General features: G+C 60.7%; 21 protein-coding genes. 17 read left to right on the forward strand and 4 right to left on the reverse strand.

Translation table 11 applies throughout. The annotated features are described in order from the left end of the window. Position 1: 1 nt before the first annotated feature. Positions 2-670: an ABC transporter ATP-binding protein gene (locus tag AC1DQM_RS12275; RefSeq protein ID WP_138867883.1), complete on the reverse strand. Its 669-nt coding sequence runs from the start codon at positions 668-670 to the stop codon at positions 2-4. Positions 671-781: 111 nt separating this feature from the next. Continuing rightward, entirely contained in the window at positions 782-2,479 is a 1,698-nt protein-coding gene (locus AC1DQM_RS12280) for a sulfatase-like hydrolase/transferase (protein ID WP_477746455.1), read from the reverse strand. Between the two features lie 468 nt (positions 2,480-2,947). Here AC1DQM_RS12280 and AC1DQM_RS12285 point away from each other — a divergent pair, with 468 nt between their 5' ends. The 17 genes from AC1DQM_RS12285 (at position 2,948) to AC1DQM_RS12365 (ending at position 20,369) form a co-directional block, all read left to right on the forward strand. Beyond that, positions 2,948-3,991, forward strand: a complete 1,044-nt coding sequence (locus AC1DQM_RS12285; RefSeq protein ID WP_018925579.1) for an NAD-dependent epimerase — start codon at positions 2,948-2,950, stop codon at positions 3,989-3,991. Positions 3,992-4,002: 11 nt separating this feature from the next. Further along, entirely contained in the window at positions 4,003-4,749 is a 747-nt protein-coding gene (locus AC1DQM_RS12290; protein WP_018925578.1) for a sugar transferase, read from the forward strand. Further along, on the forward strand, positions 4,750-5,394 hold the full coding sequence (locus AC1DQM_RS12295; protein ID WP_064618731.1) for a CpsD/CapB family tyrosine-protein kinase: 645 nt from the start codon (positions 4,750-4,752) through the stop codon (positions 5,392-5,394). Between the two features lie 23 nt (positions 5,395-5,417). After that, positions 5,418-6,446 carry a polysaccharide biosynthesis/export family protein gene (locus AC1DQM_RS12300; protein WP_477746252.1) on the forward strand — a complete coding sequence of 343 codons (1,029 nt, stop codon included), beginning with the start codon at positions 5,418-5,420 and terminating at the stop codon, positions 6,444-6,446. Positions 6,447-6,463: 17 nt separating this feature from the next. Then, positions 6,464-8,059 (forward strand): GumC family protein, encoded by a 1,596-nt coding sequence (locus AC1DQM_RS12305; protein ID WP_064618735.1) that lies wholly within the window; start codon positions 6,464-6,466, stop codon positions 8,057-8,059. Positions 8,060-8,091: 32 nt separating this feature from the next. Next, on the forward strand, positions 8,092-9,147 hold the full coding sequence (locus AC1DQM_RS12310) for a glycosyltransferase family 4 protein (RefSeq protein ID WP_477746456.1): 1,056 nt from the start codon (positions 8,092-8,094) through the stop codon (positions 9,145-9,147). Beyond that, positions 9,144-10,511 (forward strand): O-antigen ligase family protein, encoded by a 1,368-nt coding sequence (locus tag AC1DQM_RS12315; protein WP_138867885.1) that lies wholly within the window; start codon positions 9,144-9,146, stop codon positions 10,509-10,511. The genes AC1DQM_RS12310 and AC1DQM_RS12315 overlap by 4 nt, the downstream gene beginning before the upstream one ends. After that, positions 10,508-11,476, forward strand: a complete 969-nt coding sequence (locus AC1DQM_RS12320; protein ID WP_477746253.1) for a glycosyltransferase family 2 protein — start codon at positions 10,508-10,510, stop codon at positions 11,474-11,476. The genes AC1DQM_RS12315 and AC1DQM_RS12320 overlap by 4 nt, the downstream gene beginning before the upstream one ends. Further along, entirely contained in the window at positions 11,469-12,605 is a 1,137-nt protein-coding gene (locus AC1DQM_RS12325) for a glycosyltransferase (RefSeq protein WP_477746254.1), read from the forward strand. The genes AC1DQM_RS12320 and AC1DQM_RS12325 overlap by 8 nt, the downstream gene beginning before the upstream one ends. Positions 12,606-12,617: 12 nt before the next feature. Next, positions 12,618-13,619, forward strand: a complete 1,002-nt coding sequence (locus tag AC1DQM_RS12330) for a polysaccharide deacetylase family protein (protein ID WP_064618741.1) — start codon at positions 12,618-12,620, stop codon at positions 13,617-13,619. Further along, positions 13,616-14,920, forward strand: a complete 1,305-nt coding sequence (locus AC1DQM_RS12335; RefSeq protein ID WP_138867886.1) for an oligosaccharide flippase family protein — start codon at positions 13,616-13,618, stop codon at positions 14,918-14,920. The genes AC1DQM_RS12330 and AC1DQM_RS12335 overlap by 4 nt, the downstream gene beginning before the upstream one ends. Next, on the forward strand, positions 14,917-16,836 hold the full coding sequence (locus AC1DQM_RS12340) for a hypothetical protein (RefSeq protein ID WP_477746255.1): 1,920 nt from the start codon (positions 14,917-14,919) through the stop codon (positions 16,834-16,836). Before AC1DQM_RS12335 ends, AC1DQM_RS12340 begins: the two co-directional genes overlap by 4 nt. A 31-nt stretch (positions 16,837-16,867) precedes the next feature. After that, positions 16,868-18,091, forward strand: a complete 1,224-nt coding sequence (locus AC1DQM_RS12345; protein ID WP_477746256.1) for a GNAT family N-acetyltransferase — start codon at positions 16,868-16,870, stop codon at positions 18,089-18,091. Beyond that, on the forward strand, positions 18,063-18,875 hold the full coding sequence (locus tag AC1DQM_RS12350; protein WP_477746257.1) for a ChbG/HpnK family deacetylase: 813 nt from the start codon (positions 18,063-18,065) through the stop codon (positions 18,873-18,875). The genes AC1DQM_RS12345 and AC1DQM_RS12350 overlap by 29 nt, the downstream gene beginning before the upstream one ends. A gap of 56 nt (positions 18,876-18,931) precedes the next feature. Further along, entirely contained in the window at positions 18,932-19,621 is a 690-nt protein-coding gene (locus AC1DQM_RS12355; RefSeq protein WP_064618749.1) for a hypothetical protein, read from the forward strand. A gap of 143 nt (positions 19,622-19,764) precedes the next feature. Further along, positions 19,765-20,058 carry a type II toxin-antitoxin system RelE/ParE family toxin gene (locus AC1DQM_RS12360; RefSeq protein WP_018925564.1) on the forward strand — a complete coding sequence of 98 codons (294 nt, stop codon included), beginning with the start codon at positions 19,765-19,767 and terminating at the stop codon, positions 20,056-20,058. A gap of 2 nt (positions 20,059-20,060) precedes the next feature. Then, positions 20,061-20,369: an addiction module antidote protein gene (locus AC1DQM_RS12365; RefSeq protein WP_018925563.1), complete on the forward strand. Its 309-nt coding sequence runs from the start codon at positions 20,061-20,063 to the stop codon at positions 20,367-20,369. Positions 20,370-20,383: 14 nt separating this feature from the next. Here AC1DQM_RS12365 and AC1DQM_RS12370 read toward each other — a convergent pair whose 3' ends face one another. Then, positions 20,384-21,196, reverse strand: coding sequence for a class I SAM-dependent methyltransferase (locus tag AC1DQM_RS12370; RefSeq protein ID WP_477746258.1), 813 nt, complete (start codon positions 21,194-21,196; stop codon positions 20,384-20,386). Positions 21,197-21,310: 114 nt separating this feature from the next. Next, positions 21,311-22,192, reverse strand: a complete 882-nt coding sequence (locus AC1DQM_RS12375) for a LysR family transcriptional regulator (protein WP_477746259.1) — start codon at positions 22,190-22,192, stop codon at positions 21,311-21,313. Positions 22,193-22,277 lie beyond the last annotated feature (85 nt).

Here is a 22,277-nt window from a genome sequence, read left to right on the forward strand (position 1 = left end):
TTCAGCGCTCGTCCGCGCCAGCCAGACGGCCATTGTGCAGCACCACTTTTTCCGACAGCCGCGCGGCGACTCTGGGGCTGTGGGTGACCATCAACAACGTCGTCGGGCTGTCGTCGAGCAGCTCCAGCAGCAACTTCAACACCTCATCGCTGGTGGCTTCATCGAGGCTGCCGGTGGGTTCGTCGGCCAGCAGCAGTTTCGGTTGCGAGGCCAGCGCCCTGCCAAGCGCAACTCGTTGCTGTTGCCCGCCAGACAGTTGTTCCGGATAGCGCTGCAACAGATCCACCAACCCAAGACGCTGCACCAGATGCGCTTGCCAGCGCGGATCGTGGCGCCCGGCCAGACGCGCCTGAAACGCTAGATTGTCCTCGACCCGCAAACTGCCGATCAGGTTGAACTGCTGAAACACCAGGCCGATTTCGGTTCGCCGCCAGTGGGCCAATTGGCCTTCATTCATCTGTTCCAGCCGATGCTCGCCACTGCGAATGCTGCCGCGATCGACCTTGTCCAGGCCGGCGATCAGGTGCAGCAAGGTGCTTTTGCCACTGCCCGACTCGCCCATCAACGCCAGGCTGCTGCCGGGCTTCAACGTGAGGTCGACGCCTTGTAATACCGGCAAAGGGCCTTGAGGGGTGACGTAGCTTTTGAAGACGCCCTGGACCGAAAGCATGAGAGGAGGCTCGTTGAAGGCAGTGGGCCTAGGATAGCGGACGGCAGCAAGACCGCGTTATCGTTTATCGCGAGCCTGCTCGCGATAAGGCCAGGCCATTTCATCAAAATCTCACTGCCCCACCGCCACACTCGGCACCACCGGCCCCGGCGTCACAATGCTCTTCAGATCGATGTACTTCCACGCAGGCATAGCGCCGAGCCGCGCATTGAAGCGATAGTTGAAAGTGAAGTCATCCGCCGTCGACACGCTCAACGGTTTGCCATACACCGCCTCGATCCCCGCCAGGTCATAGCCCATCAACTGCAACAACGTCGGGAAGATGTTGTAGTGACTGGAGCGGTCCTTGTTGGCCGGCAACTGCGCCTGCCAGTCCATCGTCTTCAAATCGCTGCCCGAGATCACCACCAACGGCACCAACCCTTCTTCCTCCACCGGGTCACTGCCACAGTGGGTGTTGAGCCCCGGGTTACCGCGCTCATGCAGATCCTGCCCGTGGTCCGAGGTGTAGATCATCAGCGCATTACGCATATCCGCCTGGGCGAAAACCCGTGAGAAGAACTCGCCGACATTCCACAGCACCGTGTTTTTGTAGGCATTGCGGTACAACACCCAATCATTCGGCTGCCCATTGAAACCCTCGCGCGTGCCCGTGTCCGCCACCTCGACAAACTGCCCCCGAGGCAAGGTCGGGCGATACGCCATAAACGCGTCCGGGTATTTGTCGTGTACCGGGAAATGCGCGCCGACCTTGTTGATCACCACCAGCTCCGGTATGCCGTCGTTGAGCAGGTCGATCAGCTTGGCGGCCGCGGCCATGTCGCGGTCACGCACGCTGGTCTGGTCGAATTGCACGAACTCGTCGATGTCCTGCTTCTCGGCATTGTTCATCAGGTTCTGCAAGTTGCCACCGGTGCGCTGGGCATCGATGTAAACCGTGCGCAGCCCGGCTTTTTTCGCGTACTGCCAGATCGACGGCAGTGTGGTGTTGATCCGCATGTAATCGCCACGGGTGCCGCCATAGCGCAACGTGACGTTGGTGTCGGCGCTGCAATTGGCGATGGACGCGGCGTAGCCGTAATTGAAGATGTCCACGCCCGGGTGTGCTTCCTTGAGGTTGCTGTGCACACCGAATGGCGTGTTGATGTCCAGGTAATTACCGGAAATGCTCTCGTCGATGATCAGTACGATGTCGTAACCCACCGGCCGATCGATGCGCGCCAGGCTCACCGGCTCGCGCGGGCCGACGGTGTTGTGCAACGCTTCATAGGTAAACAGATTCAGATAGGCCAACGGCGTGTACATGATCGGCAAGCCACGGGCGCCCTCGCCGGCCCGCACGAACAGCACGACACTGAGCAGCAGCACGCCGAGCACCGGTGCCGCCACCAACAGCGGTCCCGGCAATGGTAGCCGTCGACGCGGCTTGAGCCCGATACCCAATAGCAGCAACAAGCCACTGACCGTCGCACTGATGATCGCATCGCGGTACTGGTAAGCCGCTTCCTGAATGAACCCACCGGAATACACCAGCGACACAAAACTGCTGTAGGTCAGGTAACTGGCGGTCACGTGCGTATACACGTCAAAGAAAATCGCCGAGCCAAACAGCGCCAACGCAAACAAATGACGGACCAGTGTCTGACGAATATAGGCGGTCATGAACAGCGCGATCGTCAGCACAACGAACATCCCGCCATACAGCAACATCGGCAAACCGATGCCCAATGCCTCGAGACGATCGAGGTAATAGTCGTAGCTTTTGAGTAAATACAGAACCAGCAACAGTTCCTTGAAGTATCGGATCATGGTGGATGCAGTACCTCCATGGCTGCCATTGGCCAATGGAAACCAATGATTATCAGCCATTTTCTGACACTAGCACCGAGCCATGAAAGCGCAAGAAATGCCGGTTTTTTGCCAAAAGCGTCAAAAAAACATTAACTCAAATCTGACGCTTCAAAACGCCTGTAACCCTTGTAATACAAGCCCTTCGACCGTTTATCGTTTTCTTGAAACCCCTCAAAACCGCGACAAATCCAGCAACGGCAAGCACTTGATACCAAATAGCCCATGAAATCAGGGTTTCCAGCCCGCGCTACCCGTCATTTTGCTGACACGCTTTCCCAAGGCTGGGCTATACCCCTTTTGACAGTCTCATTTCAGTTACATCCACCGTCTTACGAGGCACGCCAATATGGACGTGAACGTATTTGGTACGTGTTGCGTCGGCCTCATCCAAGCTGCGGCATTGGCAGCTCCAGAGGCGCCACGATCATGAAGATACTCGTCACTGGAGCCGCCGGCTTCATTGGTGCCCATTGTGTGTTGCGGCTTTTGAGCGACGGGCATCAGGTGTGCGGGCTGGACAACTTCAATGACTACTACGACCCGCAACTCAAACATGACCGCGTGGATTGGGTACGCGAGCAGGTCGGCGATTTCCCCCTCGCGAAAGTCGACCTGGCCGATGCCGAGGCCCTCGACGCACTGTTTGAGTGTGAACAACCGCAAGTGGTGATTCACCTCGCGGCGCAGGCCGGGGTGCGTTACTCCCTGGAAAATCCTCGGGCCTACCTCGACAGCAATCTGAGCGGGTTCCTCAACATTCTCGAAAGCTGCCGTCACCACCCGGTCAGGCACTTGATCTATGCCTCGTCCAGTTCGGTGTACGGCGCCAACCAGCACACGCCATATTCAGTCAAAGACAACGTCGACCATCCGTTGTCGCTGTACGCCGCGACCAAAAAAGCCAACGAGTCGATGGCCCACAGCTACAGCCATCTGTTCGGCATTCCCTGCACCGGTTTGCGTTTTTTCACCGTGTACGGCCCCTGGGGCCGGCCCGACATGTCGCCGATCCAGTTCGCCCGGGCGATTGCCGAAGGGCAGCCGTTGAAGCTGTTCAACTACGGCCAGCACCAGCGGGATTTCACCTACATCGACGACATCATCGAGAGCATCGCCCGCCTGGTCGAACGCGCGCCGCAGCCGGCACCGGACTGGAGCCGCGAGCAACCGGACCCGGCCAGCAGCATGGCGCCATGGCGCATTTACAACATTGGCGGACAGCAGCCGGTAGCGCTCAAGGACTACCTGGCACTGCTGGAAAAGCACCTGGGGCAAAAGGCCCTCGTCGAGTTGCTGCCCCTGCAACCGGGCGACGTGCTCAACACCTGCGCCGATGCCAGCGATCTGGCACTGGCCACCGGTTTCCAGCCACGGATAGAGCTGGATGAAGGACTCGGACGATTCATCGCCTGGTTCCGTGACTACTACCCACTGCGTAGCGCCCACTCGCCATTCATGGCCGGGCTTTAGCGGAGGACTCTATGACTGGACATGAAAAAGGCATGTTGCTCGATCACATGCAGCATGATAACCGCCTGGATCCCGAGCACCGGATGCGCCTCGACAAGGCGATCCACGTGCAGGGTCACGGCTGGGTGACCGGCCGCAACGGCGGTCGGCCCTGGACCCTGTCGCGCACCAATCGGGTGCTCGCCTGCCTCGGTGCACTGGTGATCTTGCTGTTGATTTCCCCGGTACTGCTGGGGCTGGCACTGGCGATCAAGTTCAGCAGCCCGGGGCCGGTGATGTTCGTGCAACAACGCACCGGCTACCGCGGCCGCATGTTCGGCATGTACAAGTTCCGCACCATGGTGGCCAACGCCGAGGAGCTCAAGGAGTCCCTGCGGCATCTGAACAAGCACGGCGCCGACGCCATCGACTTCAAGATCGACAACGACCCGCGGATTACCCCCATCGGCAGCTTCCTGCGGCGCAGCAGCCTCGATGAATTACCCAACCTGATCAATGTGGTGAGCGGCGACATGCGCCTGGTAGGTCCGCGACCGACCTCATTCAATGCCCGTCGTTACAAGGACAGCCACCTTGCACGCCTGAGCATCTACCCCGGCATGACCGGCCTGTGGCAGATCTCCGGGCGCAGCAATATCGACTTCGACCAGCGCGTTGAGTTGGACCTCACGTACATCGCCGAGCAGAGCCTGTTGCTTGATCTGAAGATTCTGTTGAAAACCCCCTTCATCGTGTTCAACGGCCACGGAGCGAGTTAAATGGACGGTTCATCGAATAACAGCCTGACCATCGCCAGCCCGAGCGAGTCCAACCTGACCTCGACCGTGCTCGACCTGGATCTGCGGATCCTTTTTCTGACCGCTGCCAACGCAGGCACGGGCACCACCACCAGTGCCCTGGCGCTGGCCACCCAATTGGCGTCAATGAGCAGCGGCCAAGTGCTGCTGGTGGACGCCAGCCAGTCGGCGAGCAACCTCACGCATCAGCTGGGGTTGAGCAAAGAGCGCGGCTTTCGCGATCTGCTGTTCAACGACTCCCCGCCGCTGCTGCAGGACTGCCTGGTGACCGTCTCCAGCCTGCCCTTCCACATCCTGCCGAACGGGCGGCACATCCGCGGCACCGAGCACCTGACCCGCGAACAACTGAGCCCGTTGCTCGAGCAACTGGGCGATCGGTATCGCTTCGTGGTGATCGACGGCGATGCGGTGTATGAGGCCGTCGACACCCTGGTCATCAGCACTTTGGTGGACGGCGTGATCATGGTGGTGCGCGCGGAAGACACCCGCTGGGAAGTGGCCCAGGCCGCGGCCCAGCGCCTGACCCAGGCCGGCGCGAAACTGGTGGGCAGCGTCTTCAACCGGCGCAAGTACTACATGCCCAAATGGCTCTACAAAAACCTGTAAGCACCCACCTGAAGGATGAAGTCATGAATGCCAAAGTGCTTGTCCTGCTGTTGCTACCGCTTGCAGGTTGCTCCAGCACCAGTGAAACCCAGAACATGCCGGTGCAGATCCTCACGGCCGAGCCGGCCAACGCCCAGGCCACCGATATGCCCAAGGTCGAACAGACCTTGCGGCCCAAGGACGTGCTGGACGTGATCTTCCACGTCAGCACCAGTGGCTCGGAGGCTTACCGCATTCAGTCCGGCGACCAGGTCGCGCTGAACTTCACTGCGGCCAGCCAGCTCAACGGCACGCAACTGGTGCTGCCCGATGGCACCATCGAACTGCCGGGGGCCAACACCTCAGTGAAAATCGCCGGGATGACCTCGGTCCAGGCCCGGGAGGAAATCCAGCGCGCCTATAACCGCAAAGCCCTGTTCCAGCCCAATCGCAACCAGTTGACCGTGCAGGTCACCAGCCCGCTGAGCAACGAGCAAAACCTCAAGAGCGCCTTGAACCACCCCGCTACCGGCATGAGCCGGGAGATCACCGTGGGCAACGACGGCTATGCGAGTTTTCCGGAAATCGGCTCCGTGCCGCTGCAAGGCATGACCGTCAACCAGCTCGAAACGTTCCTCAATCAACGTTACGCGCAATTGCCGGGACGGATGACAGTCGACGTCATGCTCAAATCCACGTCGGGCAACGAAATCTATGTGCTGGGTGAAGTCGGGCAGCCGGGCTCCTACCCGATTCGCCGCCCGGTCTCGGTGCTCGAAGCGTTGACCCTGGCCCGTGGCACCAGCATCAAGGCCCGGCTCGATTCGGTGGTGATCATGCGCCGCAACGGCAACCAGGTGCAGGCTGTGCACTACGACGTGGAGAAAGCCTTGTCCGGTGACGCGTCGCAGATTGCTTACCTGCAACCGGACGACATGCTCTATGTGCCCAAGACCAAACTGGCCAGCGCCGGTGAGCTCGCACGGCAACTGGCGGACGTGGTGCTGTTTCAGGGGGTGGGCTTCAGTTTCGCCTACCGCGTCGACAACAAAGGCAGCAACCGCAGCAACTAACTCTCAGGTGACCCATCATGAATCCAAAGGAAAACTACCTGCATGAGTTCTTCAGGATCTTCTTCGCCAACAAGCGGTTGGTGAAGCGAATCTTCCTGATCTTTGCAGTGATCGCCCTGCTCCTGCCACTGGTGCTCAAACAGAGCTTCGATATCACCGCGCAGGTGCTCGTGCAGTCCAAAAAACTCTCTCAGGGCGACGCCACCACATCCCTGACCCAAGGCGACGCCTCTTTCATTCCGCCATCACTGGCGGATATGGAAACCGAGAGCAATATCCTGCGCTCGCCGGCCCTGATCCGTCAGACCATCAGTGACCTTCAGGCCAAAGGCGAATACACGCCCAACCCCGGGGCCTTCAACAAACTGGTGACCGTACCGATCCAGCGTTTCGTGACCAACCCCTTGCGTGAATACGTGATCAACCCGGTGCGCGGCGCGCTCGGGCTTGCAATCGATCCGGTGCGGGACACCTCCCTGGATACCTTCACCCAGGAGGCCATCGATAACCTGAAGATCGACACCCTGCCCGGCTCCAACGTGATCTCCATTATCTACAGCTCAAGCGATCCAGCCCAAGGCACCCGGTTTGTCGCAACGATGTTGCAAAACTACCTGGCCAGCCGTCAGGAACTGCAATCGATCGATCTGCCACAGAGCTTCTACGAAACCAAGAAGAAGCAGTATCAGGTGCGGCTCGATGGCCTGGAAGGCACTCGACTGGCGCTGCTCGAAAAGATCGGTGCGTCCGATCCGAAGGAAGAAATCACCTTCCGCCTCAACGCCATCAACACCGAGGAAGAGAACCTGAACCAGTATCAGGATCGCTTGCTGCAAAGCCAGCGCTGGCTCGACTACCTGAAAACCGCGCTGGCGGCGGCCAACAATACCTCTCGGCTCAACGACTACACCTTCCCCTTCACCTTCACCACCACGGTGGACAACATTGCCTTCGAAGACCGGGAGATCCGGCAGATCGGTGAGCAACTGACGACTCAAGTCAGTCGCTACATGAATGACCTGGCGGTGTTCCAGCCGGGCAGCGAACCGATGCTGCTGGCCCGTGAGCAAATTACCCGCACCCGTCAGCAGTTCCTGAAAATCGTCAGCAACCGGATTCAGGAACGCACCAGCGACCTGGCGATTGTCACCTCGGTGATCAACCAGAAAACCGCGCGCATCGCCGAGTTCAAGAACCGTATCCACCAGTTGCAAGTGGCGCAGAGCAAGTTGCAGCAGATGGATACCGAGATCAATGCCTTGCACGCGGCGTTCTCCACCTACGCCCAGCGCTTTGCCGAAAGCAGCACCGCCCGCGCGCTGGACAGCGATTTGTCCAACGCCCGGGTGCTCAGCCCGCCGTTCGAGCCGACCGAGGTGGCGTTTCCCAAACCGCTGCTGATCATTCCATTCGGGATGCTGACCGGACTGCTGCTGGCGATTGCCTTCGTCTACGTGCGTGAGTTCTTCGATCACAGCTTCAAACATCCAGCGCAAATCACCCATGAACTGGGCTTGCCGGTGCTGTTGGTGATCAACGATCAGGACGTCCTGCCGAACAACCCGCACAAGAACTGGACCGTGCCTAGCTTCATGTATTGGGTGCGCCATTGAACGGGCCGCTCAACGCCAGCGCGCTGCCGATCATGCATTTGATCAGCAGCGGCGGCTTTTATGGCGCTGAGCGGATGTTGCTGGACCATTGCCTGGCGACGCCAGGGCACCACCAGGTGCTGTTTCTGGATGCGCCGCCGGCCCTGATCGACCGGTTCCGCGAGGCCGGGGTCGATTGCCGCGCTTTCGCGGGACTGGGGCAATTGCTGGGTCATTTACGTTATCGGCGGGCTGAACATCCGCTGATCAATACGCACAATTTCAAAGGCCTGGTGTTTGGCTGGGTCGGCGCGACATTGTTTGACTTGCCATTGGTGATTACCCAGCACGGTTTCACCCCGCGCAGTCGCAAGCAACGCTTCTACGGCTGGCTGAGCCTGCAACTGTGCCGCACCGCATCGGTGAATCGGGTGGTGTGCGTGGCCGAAAGCATCGCAGCGCTGCACCGCAAGGCCAGTGTTCGAACGGAGAAGCTGCAAGTGATTCCCAATGGTCTGCCAACCGCCAACGGCCTGCTGCCCCACAACGCCAGACACCCACGCTGGCTGGCGGGCTACGTCGGTCGGCTGACCCATGAAAAAGGCCCGGACCTGTTTCTCGATGCGCTGATTGCGCTGTGTCACCGACATCCGCAACTGGACGCGGTGATGCTCGGCGATGGCCCGGAACGGGAAACCCTGCTGGCGCGAATTACCGCCGCCGGCTTGCACAACCGCATCACCCTGCCGGGTTACCAGACCGACATGAACCGCTGGTGGCCGCAACTCGATGCGCTGGTGATCAGCTCGCGCACCGAGGGCACGCCGATGATTTTGCTCGAAGCAATGCAGGCCGGAGTGCCGGTGGTGGCGTTCAGCGTCGGCGGAATTCCCGATGTGCTGGAGGATCGGCACAACGGTCTGCTGGCGCCCCCCACCGACAGCGTCGCCCTCGCCCGGCAGCTCGACACGCTGCTGAGTGAGCCGGTACTGGCACGCGAACTGATCGACAACGCAAGACGTACGCAACAGGACCGTTACGACCTGAAGGCCTTGGCCGAACGCTGGTCGCAGCTTTATATCCGTACTGCACGGGAGGCACGCGCGTGATCTTTCCGCTCTCGATCGTCAGTCTGCTCGCCCTGGTCTGCCTCGGTTTGCTGGCCAGCCCTTACCCCTATCTGGCGCCCGGCGCGGTACTGGGCATGGTCGCTGTCGGTGTGCTCTACCGAAAACCCGCCTGGGGGTTATTGGGCATCGCGGCGCTGGTGCCGTTCGAAGGTTTCTTCAAGGGCAACGCGCTGTCAGGCACCAAATTCATCGGTGCGTCACTGGCACTGGTCCTGATGTTGCAACTGGCCATTCACCAGATTCCATCCGAGCGCCTGCGCAGCAACATCTGGCGCTACCTGATCGGATTCATGGTGTTGTACGGGTTGAGTATGATCAATACCGACAGCATGGACATGTCCCAAAGTCATCTACGGGATTTGAGCGTCGGCCTGGTGCTGTTTGTGATCACCTTGCTGATTGGCCGTGATTTGAACCTCGATCTGTTCGCCCGGCTGGTGACCCTCAGCGTCGCCGCAACCTCTGTGCTGGCCATGTTCTCCACCAAGTATCAGGACCAGGGCCGTGCCGCCGGGCTGCTGGAAGACGCGAACTCGTTTGCCCTGCTGATCGCCTTCGCCGTGCCGTTGGCCCTGCTGCTGGTGATCCGCGGCCCGAACCTGTTGCACCGATTGTTCTGGGGCGGCTGCTGCATTTTGCTGTTGGGCGGCATGACCAAAACCGATTCCCGTTCCGGGCTGGTAGTCCTGTTCCTGAGCTTGATGATCGGCGCCTGGCACTACCGCGCGCAGTTGCCACGCATCCGGCCGCGCCACTTGGGTTTTGCCATGCTCAGCCTTGCGCTCGTGATCCCGGTGGGGATTTATTCGATGCCGGCCGGTTACCTCAAGCGCATCCAGTCCTTGAGCGTCTTGAAAGAAGGCGCCAAAAGCCAGGACGAATCCCTCGGCCGCCGCACGTCATACCTTGTGGTCGGCAGCCAGATCATTCGTGAACACCCGTTACTCGGCTCCGGCCCCGGCACCTTCCCGCTGCACTACGCCACCTCCGGTTACGCCAAGGTGTTTTCCGCCAACCGCAAACCCGGCGACTTGTACCGCCGTGCTCACAACACCTACATGGAAATCTTCAGTGAACTGGGGATTCCCGCCGGGCTGTTGTTCGTCGGCATGCTCGGCCTTGGGATGTACAACCTGGTCCGCGCCCGTCGAGCCTGGATGCTGCGACGGGATTGGGAACAGGCCGACCTGATCACCCACCTGGGCATCAGTTATCTGTCGTTGACACTGTTTTTGATGTTCCTCAGCGCACCGAATCACAAGTACCTGTGGATCATGCTCGCCCTGACCTGGGTGTTGCGCCTCAAGGCTGAAGAACGTCCGCCGACGGAGGCCAGGGCATGAACCGCATCAGCATTGCCATCCCGATGTACAACGAGGCCAGACACATCGGCCGCACCTTGCTTGCCGCGAAAAAAGCCGCGCAGGCTGCCGGGATGGAATGCGAGCTGATTGTGGTCGATAACGGCTCCAACGATCAGGGCCCGCACATCGCTCGCCAGCTCGGGGCGCAGGTGCTGGTGCTGCCCGGGCTGCTGATCGGCGCCCTGCGCAATCGCGGGGCGGCGATGGCGACAGGCGAATGGCTGGGCTTCATCGATGCCGATATCGAGATGCCCGAGGACTGGCTCACGCTGTTGTTGAGCATCCAACACGCGGTTCAGGTCGACGTCCTGGGACTGGACCTGCACACCCCGGCCGAAGCCCCGTGGTATGCCAATGCCTGGCAACGCCGCACGTTGCGCCCGAACGATGAAACCATGAAAGCAGTGCGATGGCTGCCCAGTTCCAACCTGTTGATGCGTCGTCCATGGTTCGACAAGGTCGGCGGCTTCAACGAAAACCTGCGCACCGGCGAAGACAAAGATTTCACCATGCGCCTTTCCCACTCTGGCGCACGCCTGCTGGCCGTCAACCAGAGCGTTGCCCTGCATTGGGGGTACGAGAGCAGTTGGCGCGAATGGATGGGCAAGGAGTTCTGGCGTCAGGGCAGTCACCTGCAATTACTGCGCAGCCACGGCATGAATCTGCGTTTACTGCGTTTCCCGATGCTGTCGATCATCGCCTGGGTGTTGGATTTCATTGCGCTATCCGCCCTGCTCAACGGTTCCCCCCTACTGGCGCTATTCATGCTGTTCGTCACCAGCCTGCCAGCACTCGCCCAAAGTCTGCGCCAGAGCCTGATACACCGCGACCTGCGCCTGATGCTGCAACTCTGGGGCCTGCATTGGGTGCGTCTGCACCTGGCGGGTGCCGCGCTCATCCTGAGCCTTTGTCGCTGGAATGCCAGGAGACCCGCCCGTGGCTGAATTCATTTTCTGGTGGTGCCTGTTATTGCCGGTGTACGCCTGGTTCGGCTACCCCCTGCTGCTGACGCTGCTCGCGCCGTTATTTCCCGCGCGGCGTCATGGGCCGGCACAGCCGATGAACGTGAGCATCGTCATCGCCGCGCACAACGAGGCCCAGTACATCGAAGAAAAGTTGCGCATCCTGCTCGCCCAGGATTATCAGGCGCGCTCGCTACAGATCCTTCTGGCCAGCGACGGCTCCACCGACGACACCGTGGCCTGCGCCCGCAAGGTCATCGACCCGCGCATCAGCGTGCTCGACCTGCCCCGTCAGGGCAAGGCAGCCACCTTGAATGCCGCCGTTGCCCTGAGCACGGGCGAGATTCTGGTGTTCACCGATGCCGACAACCAATGGTCGACCGACACCCTCGGCCAATTGCTCGCGCCCCTGGCCGATCCACAGGTCGGGGCCTGCGCCGGACACATGTTGATCCCGGTGGCGGGCCAGGGCCTGAGCCTGGGCGACAGCCTTTATCGGCACTACGAAGGCTGGCTGCGCATGGTGGAAAATCGTACCGGCTGCATGGTCTCCGCCGACGGCGCCCTGCTCGCCCTGCGTCGCGAGTTGTTCCAGAACGTGCCGTCGGAGGTCAACGATGATTTCTTTATCAGTACCTGCGCGCCGGTGGCGCACAAACGCATTGTCTATGTGCCCACAGCCCGGGTGATCGACCAGGGCGTCGATGAGATCGACAAACAATGGCGCCGTCGTCTGCGCGTCACCGTCGGTGGTTTGCAGAGCCTGGCCCAGCGCCGGGAACTGTTGAACCCATGGCGCCATGGCTTGTATGCGATTGCGCTGATCAGCCACAAACTGATTCGACGCCTGGCACCGATCCTGTTACTGCCGTTGTTGCTGAGCAACTTCTGGCTGTGGAACGTCCATGGCTTCTATCGCCTGAGCCTGATCGCGCAACTGCTCGGTTATGCGGTGGCCATCGCCGGCCTGCTGGATGTGCAACACCGTTTGCCCAAACCCTTTCGCCTCGCCGGCTTCTTTCTGGTGACCCTTGCCGGGATGAGTATCGGTCTGTGGCAGTTCCTGCGTGGACAGCGGTACGCGCAGTGGAACCCCGAGCAAAATCGTTGACAGGACCGCGCCATGGCGATCAGACAATTATTAAAACGCACCAGTGGCTGGCTCTATCTCAACTCGCCGGTAGGCCGCCACCAACTGCACGGTGCCGGGGTGATCCTGATGCTGCACCGGGTGCTGCCCAATGACCGCGCCGCCGACCTGCCTCATCGAAATGAACTGTGCGTGGGACCGAAGGCCTTTGCCCATCTGCTGCTCTGGTTGAAAAAACACTTCGACTGCGTGCCGCTGATGGAAATTCTGCAACCCGGCACCGCCATGTCGGAACGTCCCAAAGTCGCACTGACCTTCGACGATGGCTGGCGCGACAACGCGCTGAATGCCTTCCCGTTGCTGAAAAGGTATCAGATGCCGGCGAGCATTTTTCTCTCCACCGACTTCATCGGCAGCCGGCAACGCTTCTGGTGGGAAAGCCTGGGAGAAACCCTGTGGCACAGCCATGGTGAAAAAGCCCGGACGCACTTGATTGAATGCCTGCGACAGATCGGGCGACCGTTACCGGTGCTGCTCGATGATCTGGATGTGCAGCGCCGTAGCCTGGCGCTTTTGCATTTTCTGCAAAGCCTGAAAAACCTGCCGCCGGGCGAACTGAACCGGCTCACCAATCAATGCCCTGAAGAGTCGTTGCCCCAGGCCCTGGACTGGCATCAAGTGCGCGCGCTGGAAGCCAGCGGGTTGATCCGCTTTGGCCCTCACGGCGCCAGCCACACGCTACTCACCGAGCTTGACGATCAACACCTGGATGAAGAGTTGAGCCGCAGCCGCAATGCACTGTTGAACGGCTGCATCCGGCCGCTGCCGGTCTATTGCTACCCCAATGGCGACCACGATGCGCGGGTGCGCGAGCATGTGGCCGACCACGACTTTGCGTTTGCCCTGGGCACCGCCAGCGGGATTTACCGTGGCGTCGAAGATCCATTGGCCTTACCACGGATCGGCATCAGCCAGCGCACGGCACGCAACCCGGAGTTGCTGTCGTGGCGCATCTACCGCGGAGCCCGGCCATGAGTCGCAGCCACTACCTCAAACACCTGGCCCTGAGCATGGGCACCAAACTGGCGATGATCGGCCTGCGCCTACTGCGTAACGTGTTGCTGGCGCGGATTCTGGGGCCCAGCGAGCGCGGCCTGTTTGCGCTGCTCAGTACCCTGCCCGATTTGATCAGCGCCGCCACCAGCGGCGGGCTGAATTCGGCGGTGGGTTATCAGGCGGCCAAGCAACGGCCCATGGGTTTGCTGCTGAGTCAGGTGCTGGTATTCGGTTGCCTGCTGGCGGGTTTGCTGACGTTGCTGGTGGTGGCGCTGACCCGCGAGTTCGGCAGCGAACTCGATATCACCACACAACTGGGATTGCTCGCCTGGCTGTTGCTGCTGGCGGTGCCGTTGACCGTGCTCAAGAGCGGCCTGCTGACCTTGCACAACGCGTCGGGCGGTGTGGTGGCGTTCAATGCCTTGCGGCTGGTGGAATCGCTGGCGCCACTGCTGCTGTTTATCGCCTTGTTCTGGATGTGGAAAGACGCCGCACTGGAAGCGGCGCTGATCAGTTGGCTGGCCGGCATCAGCCTGGTGGTGCTGGCCGGCTGGGTCTGGCTCAACCGTGCGCAACCCTTGACGTTGCAATGGGACCGCGCCAGCCAGAAAGAACTGTTGCGCTACAGCGCCCGTAGCCACCCCGATTTGTTGTTCCAGCAAGTCATTCTGCGCTCGGACTACCTGTTCATCGGTGCCTTGCTCGGCAGTACGGCATTGGGTCATTACGCCATGGCCAGCGCTGCCGCCGAGTTGCTGCTGATCGTTCCGGAAGCGGTGACCACACCTCTGATGAAACGCCTGCTGCAACAGGACGAAGGCATGGATCGCCTGACGCCGTTGGCCTTGCGCCTGACCGCCACGGTGATGCTCGGTGCCTGCCTGACCATGGCCGTGATCGGGCAATGGCTGATCGTCACCCTGTTCGGCATCGCCTATCAACCGGCCTACCCGGCCTTGCTGGCGCTGCTGCCGGGGCTGCTCGGTCTTTGCTATGCGAGCATCCTGCGCCTGGACTTGCTGGGCAAAAATCGCCCCGGCACGGTTTCGCTGCTGGTGGGCCTCGGCGCGCTGCTGAACCTGGCCCTGAACCTGTTGCTGATCCCGCTGTATGGCATCGTCGGTGCTGCGGCGGCATCGTCCATCGCCTACCTGGCGGTGACCGTCGCGCTGCTGGTGATGTACTGCCGGTTGAGCGGCGTACCCTTCTGGCAAACCCTGATCATCCTGCCTAGTGATGTGGCACCGATGCTTCAGATACTGCAACGGAAATCAGCATGAAACCCCTGGTGCTGCTGTTGAGCCTGGGCCTTGGTTTGAGTGCTCAGGCGGCGCCCATGCGCTGGACCGACATTCGCGACGGCAGCCTGTACCTGCAAGCGGATCGCCCCGACACGTTGACCATCCAGTGGGTCCCGGCGTGGCAGGCCGATGCCAACGAAGAACACCTGTACCTGCTCGACGGCAACGGCAACCTGAAGGGTGATCGCCTGATCGCCGCCAGTGAAACCCGCGGCAAGCAGAGCTGGCCGCTGGCGCCGGGTGCCGCCAGTTATCGACTGGAAATTCCGGGCTACAGCTTCCGCCGCTACACCGTCGAACATGACGAACACACCGTGGCGTTATTCGCCCCGGCCAAGGTGCATTTCAGCGCCGAAGCCCGTGGCGGCGATGAGCTGTATTTCAAAATCGCACCGGGGGAACACGCGGTACTGGCCGGCAAGTTTCATGGTGGAGTCGGCGCCTTGCAGGCGCAGCGTGTGGGTGATAACAAACAAGTGTCGCTGATGCTCAAGCCCTATCGCGCCTATTGGCAATTCGATCAGCTCGAACTGCCCGTCACCCAGGACGAACAAGTCTGGCGCCTGCGCCTGCAAGGCAGCGGCAAGGTCGCGTTCTGGCTCGATGGCACGGCAAACCTGTTCGCCCAGAACCCGCAGCAACTCAAGCCGCTGCGCGAGGACGCTGGCCAGGCCCGGCTGACCCTGCATAAAGAGACGCTCGGCCCGACCCCGAACCTGGGCATTTATTTGCCCTACGTGCTGCCGCCGCAATCCAGTTTCGCGGCGCTCGACGCCCTCAAGCCTCAGGCGGGTTCCTACTACAGTTTCGTCGACGTCACGGCGCAAAATCCACACCACGAAGACGCGTTCCGCCAGCTCTATCAGAACCGCTTCGGCATTACGCAGGACATTACGCTGTTGGCCGGCAGCCAGCGCCAGGCCGATCTGCGCGCCGACACCGTGAGCAACGCCGGCCTCGACGCCTGGCTCACCGCCACCCGCGCCCTCGGTGGCCGCGGCACTCACTACATCGCGTTCGCCGACGAGCCGAATCTCAACTACTCGAGCTACGCCAACTACCAGGCGATCTTCAACAGCATGGCCCGGCAAGTGCGCAGCGATCCGGCCAACGCCAAGGCCGGCATTCGCATTGCCATGCCCGCCAGTTCACGCTTCGTCAACGGCCCGTTCACCGACGATGCTGCCGACAAGCGCGGTATCGACTGGGCACGGCGCCTGCTGGCTGAATCCGGCGAGCAGATCGACGCCCTCGCCTGGCATGAATGGATGGTTCGCGACCTGCTGGCGACCCGGGTCTACCGCGACAGCGTGCGCCGCGCCGCCCAGCTGGTGGGCCTCGATGCCAAGGGCCGGCCACGCAAGGCCTTGCTGCTGGACCAGACCAACCTGTCCAGCGGCTCAAGCCTGAGCCCCTACGATCAGGAAACCCATTTCGCTTCGCTGTGGTGGGCCTCGGTGGTCATCAACTCGGCGCAGGACGGCTTGCTGGACATGCTCAACTGGTTCCAGGCCGCCGACGAACCGAACTACCCCAAAGGCATGGTGCGGGTGCTGGGCGGCGATCGTTTCGAGCTCAAACCGGTGGGCCTGGCTCAACAATTCATCCGGCAGCACTGGCTGAAAAACGTCATGCGCCTGGACAACGACGCCTTCGAAGTCGACGTGCTGGCGATGGCCACCGAACACCAACGCAGCCTGTTGGGCGTCAATAAGGGCGCGCGCTTGCAGCGTGTCGATCTGGCCGGGGCAACCTGCCCGCTGACCAAGGGAGCGCTGGTGTATTTCGGTGCCGACAGCCGCAGTCGCGAAGGCAAATTCAACTGTCAGGACGGTCGTGTCAGCTTCGACCTGCCAGGGCAAACCCTGTTCGCCCTGAGCTGGAGCGCCTCATGAACGTCCATGAGTTATGCGGCGGTCTGAACCTATGATGGCTCGATTCGAATGGCGCACGTCGTTGTGCGCTCCGGACTTTCCAACAGCCGCTTATGAGGGGTTGCGCTGGCGCGTGACGGACAATACGCCGTTCAACACCCTCGCCTGGCTGCGCGCATCGGAACAGGCACTGCTTGCCGGGGAACGCTTGCACGTTCTGCTCGGCTGGCACGGCGATGAATTGGCCTTGTGCCTGCCGCTGGTGGTGTCCGTGGAGCGCTTTGGCGGGCTACCGTTTCGAGTCCTGCATCACCTCGGTTACCCCCTCACCGATCGCCTGGCCCTGCTCAGTTGCCTCGATGCCGAGAGCATGCGCAAGGCGCTGGTGATCATCCGCCGTCGCGTGCCCCATGCGATGCTGCAACTCAATGAATTGTGCGAGCCCATCGGCGAAGAAAGTGCGCTGACCACCTGGATGGCCCACAGCTCGACCGGCGAGTGCCGCATCAGCTGTCGGGTGCCGGTGCACCTGATCAGCGAGGCCGACCATCAGGAAGTGTCCGGCGACCCCCGCTACAAACTGCGCCGTGCACGTAAACGCATCGCGGCTTGCGGTGCCGAGATCCGACGGATAACCCCCGACGCCGCCACCATCAGGCCACTGTTGCGGACCCTCGGCAAAGTCGAAGCGCTGAGCTGGAAAGGCCTTCAAGGCGTTGGGATTTTCACCAATGACCGCTACCGGCAATGGATCGAGCAAGCCTTCACCGCCCTCGCCGAAGAGGGACTGGTGCGGGTGGTGGTGCTGGAACTGGACGGGCGTTGCATCAGCTACCGCATCGGCTTGCTGGAACAGGGTCGGCTGTACGACTACAACCTCGCGTTCCTGCCGCAACACGCTGACCTGGGCAGCGGACGTGTGCTGCTTGAAGAGTGGATCCGCTGGGGGCTGGACGACAACTGGCACTGGGTCGACGCCTCGCGGATCAGCCTGGAAAACTCGAGTCATCAACTCCTGGAGCGCATGACCGGCCAACTGGAGCACTGGCGCTGGAGTTTCTACTCCTGGCGCCCCAGCGGCCTCGCCCTGGGGCTGGCCCTGCGACTCTGGCACCGAATCAAACCCGGGTTAAAAAAGTGGCAGGCCAGGCGTGCAGCAACGCTGGTTGCTCCTACGCTTACACCTATACAGGCACCTATTGTCGCCAAAGACGCTGCACCCACCGAACAAGAAAGAGAGGGCAGCCATGCCTCGCCAAGTCATAGTCAACGCTGACGATTTCGGCCTCAGCCCGAGTGAAAATGCGGTGATACTGGGTGCCTTCCACGCTGGAGTCATCAGCTCCGCAACCGCCATGGCCAACATGCCGGCCTTCGAAGCGGCCTGCGTCCTGGCCCGGCAACCAATGCTCAAGGGGCGGATCGGGCTGCACTTCAACCTCACGTATGGCCGGCCGTTGAGCCTGTCGATTCGCTCGCGCTCGACATTTTGCGACAGCCAGGGTGAGTTCGACCTCAGCCTGCCTCGCCACAGCCTCTGGCTCAACCGCCTGGATCGCGACGCGGTGCTGGAGGAACTCGAAGCCCAATGGCAACGCTGCCTGGACAACGGCCTGCACCCCAGCCACCTCGATTCCCATCAGCACGTGCACAACATCTGGCCCATTGGTGAAATCGTCGCGCGGTTTGCCGCCCGCCAAGGGGTGCCCGTGCGACTGGCGCGCGATCTGGGCAGTAATTTGAGTGTGCCCAAGCGAGTGTTCAAGACGTTGCTCAACCATCGCTTGAACAGCCTGTCCGGAGCGACCGCCCAGAACGTCTGTACCCCGGTCGACCTGCGCACCGTGGCAATGCCAATCGACGGCCTGCTGGAAATCGTCGTCCATCCGATCCATATCGGCGCCGACTTTGGCGATGCCTATCTGGACCCGGGCGAGTCGCTGAGCCTTGTGCTGGAACAGCGTCTTGCGGGTGTTCCAAGGGTGTCCTATGCCGTGGTGCCAAGGGCATCCAAAGAGGAGCCGCACTACCCGACCGAACTGCACCCGTTGAAATCCTGATTTTCGCCATCGAAAACGTTACCCACCACACCCAGGCTTCAGCCTCGGAGGACTTCATGAGCGCCATCGACAAGATTCGCGAACGCATCAAACAAAAAGGCCTGCTCCACACGCTCCAGTCGCTCTGGAAGCGCTACGTATATTTCCATAGGGAGCTGCTGTGGCTGGGGCGCGACCTGGTGACCCCGGTGGCGCCGCAAAATCTGCGGCCCTATTCGGGCCTGCGCCTGGTGATCATCACCCCGGAAAACGCCACCGCGTTCACCAAGTACTACGGCAACCGCGTCAAGGCCATGGCCGAAATCGCCGCCGAGGGTCACACCGGACACATGTACGTGAACGAGGAAGGTGATGCCATCGGATTCATCTGGGGCAGTGCCAGGGACTACTTCGACCGGCACTATTACGGCTGCTGGTTCCGGATCAACCCTGGTGAGTTTTTCGAGTTCGGCGGTGAAATGATCCCTCAATACTTCGGCACCAGCCTGTCGATGGACGCCCAGTTCAAACTCTGGGACGCGATGCGGGCCAAAGGGTGCAACAAGATCGTCGACGTCTGCGATACCCGCAACATCCAGGCGATGAAAATGCACATCCGCATGGACTACCAGGAGCAAGGGCGCATCACCCACGTCTACGACCTGTTCGGCCGCTGGCGCTTCTTCCGCGAAACCTACTACACCGGCTCGCGGCTGACGGCACTGCGCAAACCGGAACAGCAGCCGGTGACGGCGGCGCAGGCGTGATTGGCTTCCACATTTGATCATATTTCCGTGTGCGAGCTTGCCCGCGAAGGCGTCATGTTGCCTACGCAGTTTAGGGAAAAGTACACGCTGGAGCAGAGAATGACCTGACTGCTCGTCTGTATTCATATGGATACAGTCGAGCAATGAATTATCTTATTCAACAAACCACAATCTTCGTGGCATGGCATGCCTCAATTCGCGACTTGCGGGCGAAGGTTGCTATTGCTCGTCGCATTGACCGTGCCTCTACGGGTAATCTTGGCGATATCAAATCGGTGGGTGATGGTGTCTCCGAAATGCGCGTGGACGTTGGCGCTGGCTATCGGGTCTACTTCACTTTGCGAAATGGCGTAGTCATCGTATTGCTGGCCGGTGGTGACAAGTCCTCGCAAAACACTGATATCCGACGGGCGAAAAAATTGGCAAGGGAGGTTTGAACATGGGCCAGACTTTGACTGCTTTCGACATGGCGGCACTGCTCGACAGTGACGAAGCCATCAGCGAATACCTCTCTCAGGTATTGGCAGACGGCGACAACGAAGAGTTTCTTCGTGCTATCGGCTACGTGGTAAAGGCTCGCGGCATGACACAAATTGCCAAAGATTCCGGAATGGGGCGCGAAAGCCTGTACAAGGCCTTCGCACCCGGGGCGAAACCACGTTTTGATACGGTTCTAAAGGTCATTCATGCCTTGGGCATTGATCTCTGCGCGCAACCAGGGCACGCGGCAAATCACTCAACGCTCTGAAAATACCCCAGGCACTACGTCGCTCGCTTCACCGCCACCAACGTGTAACACAACGGCAACTGCGCCTTTTGCTGCTGATACTGATCGTAGAGTTCTTCGCGGTTGGAATGCGGGTACTCCTTGAAGTGGCTGATCTGCAACCCCGCTTCGACGGCACCGGTGAAGATGGCACTCAGGGGGTGGACGAACCAGTAGGACGCCGAGGCCTGCTGTTCGACTTTGCCTTCGTAGACGATCGGTTGGTCCTGGACGAAAGGCTCACTGCGAAAATACGAGCTGTCCGGGCGATAGGGATCGGCTGACTCGGGGTCGAACATTTCCAGGAACGGGTGGGTTTCGTAAATCACCAGACTGCCGCCGGACTTGAGGGTTTGCGCGACATGGCGCATGAACTCACCGATGTCCGGCATCCAGTTCAATACGCCGATGGTGATCAGCGCCACGTCGAAGCGTTGGTGCAGCTCAGTCGGCAGGTGATGGATATCAGCCTCGATGAATTCGGGCTGATGAGGCGAACGGGATGCCAGCTCCCGGGCCTGATCGAGAAAGGCTCCGGACTGGTCGACGCCCACTGCGCTGCGGGCCCCCAGCGCAAACAGTGAAAGGCTTTCCCGGCCATTGTTACAGCCCAGTTGCACCACATCCTTGCCGTCGACACCGACCTGTTGGAGCAACCCGGTGAGGGTGTCATCCAGGCAGGAAAAATCGCCATGGCTCACCGCTCTCAAACGGGCCCGCCATTCGGGGGTGTCTTTGTGGTGTTGGGCGGAGTCATTCCATGCATCGCGATTGCTGGCGATGGCTTTTTCCTTTGTCGGCATTTCCATTGCACGCTCCAGATTCCGGGCCTTTGATTGACCGGCACGAGTCTAGATCAGCGTCAGGAAAAACCACATCAGGGGTTTGTTGCGATCTTGTAATCAACGATGGCGTGCACCCTCCTATTGGTTCAACCGCTCACGCAAGAACTCGATCAACGCCTGCACCGGTCGCGAGGCCTGACGGTGCTGCGGGTAGACCGCCGACAAGGTCAGCGGCTCGGGGCGGAAATCATCCAGTACCGGCACCAGCCGACCGTCTTCCAGGGCCGAATCGACGATGAAGGTCGGCAAGTACGTGATACCCATGCCGGCGATGGCCGCGTCCTTGAGCAGTTCACCGTTGTTCACCCGCATCCGCCCGGTGACATTGACGGTCAGCGGTTTGCCCCGCCCTTCGAACCGCCATTGCACTTGGCGGCCATGGCCGTACGGCAGGCAATCGTGGCTGTGCAACTCCTCGGGTTCAAGCGGCGTGCCACGTTCGGCCAGATACGCCGGGCTGGCGCAGTACACCCGCTCGATGACGGCGATGCGCCGGGCGATCAGTGTCGAGTCTTCCAGCACGCCGATGCGCAAAGCCAAATCGTATCCCTCACCGAGCAAGTCCACCGGACGATCACTCAGGTCGACCTCGATGGTGACGTCGCGATAACGCTGCAAAAATACTGGCAGCAAACAGCCCAAATGCGCCACGGCAAACGACAACGGTGCACTCAGGCGAATGGTCCCGCGAGGCTCGATGGTCTGGCCGGCGATGCCCTGCTCCACTTGCTCGACTTCACTGAGCAGGCGCAGGGCCGATTCGTAATAACTCTGCCCCAGCGGGGTGACGTCCAGCCGTCGGGTGGAGCGATTGAGCAGGCGCACACCGAGGCGCTCTTCGAGTTGCATCAGCCGACGGCTGACGAACTGCTTGGACAGGCCCAACTGATCGGCCGCCGCCGTGAAGCTGCCGGAGTCCATGACCTGGCAAAAAATACGCATGTCTTCGAACGGGTTCATTGTCACTCTCTGGTTGACAGTTAATCGCTTTATAGCCGCTTTTTCGCTTTCAGACATCTTATTAATCTGTGCTCACGGTGTTGCT

This window comes from Pseudomonas sp. 01L34, from assembly GCF_056400265.1.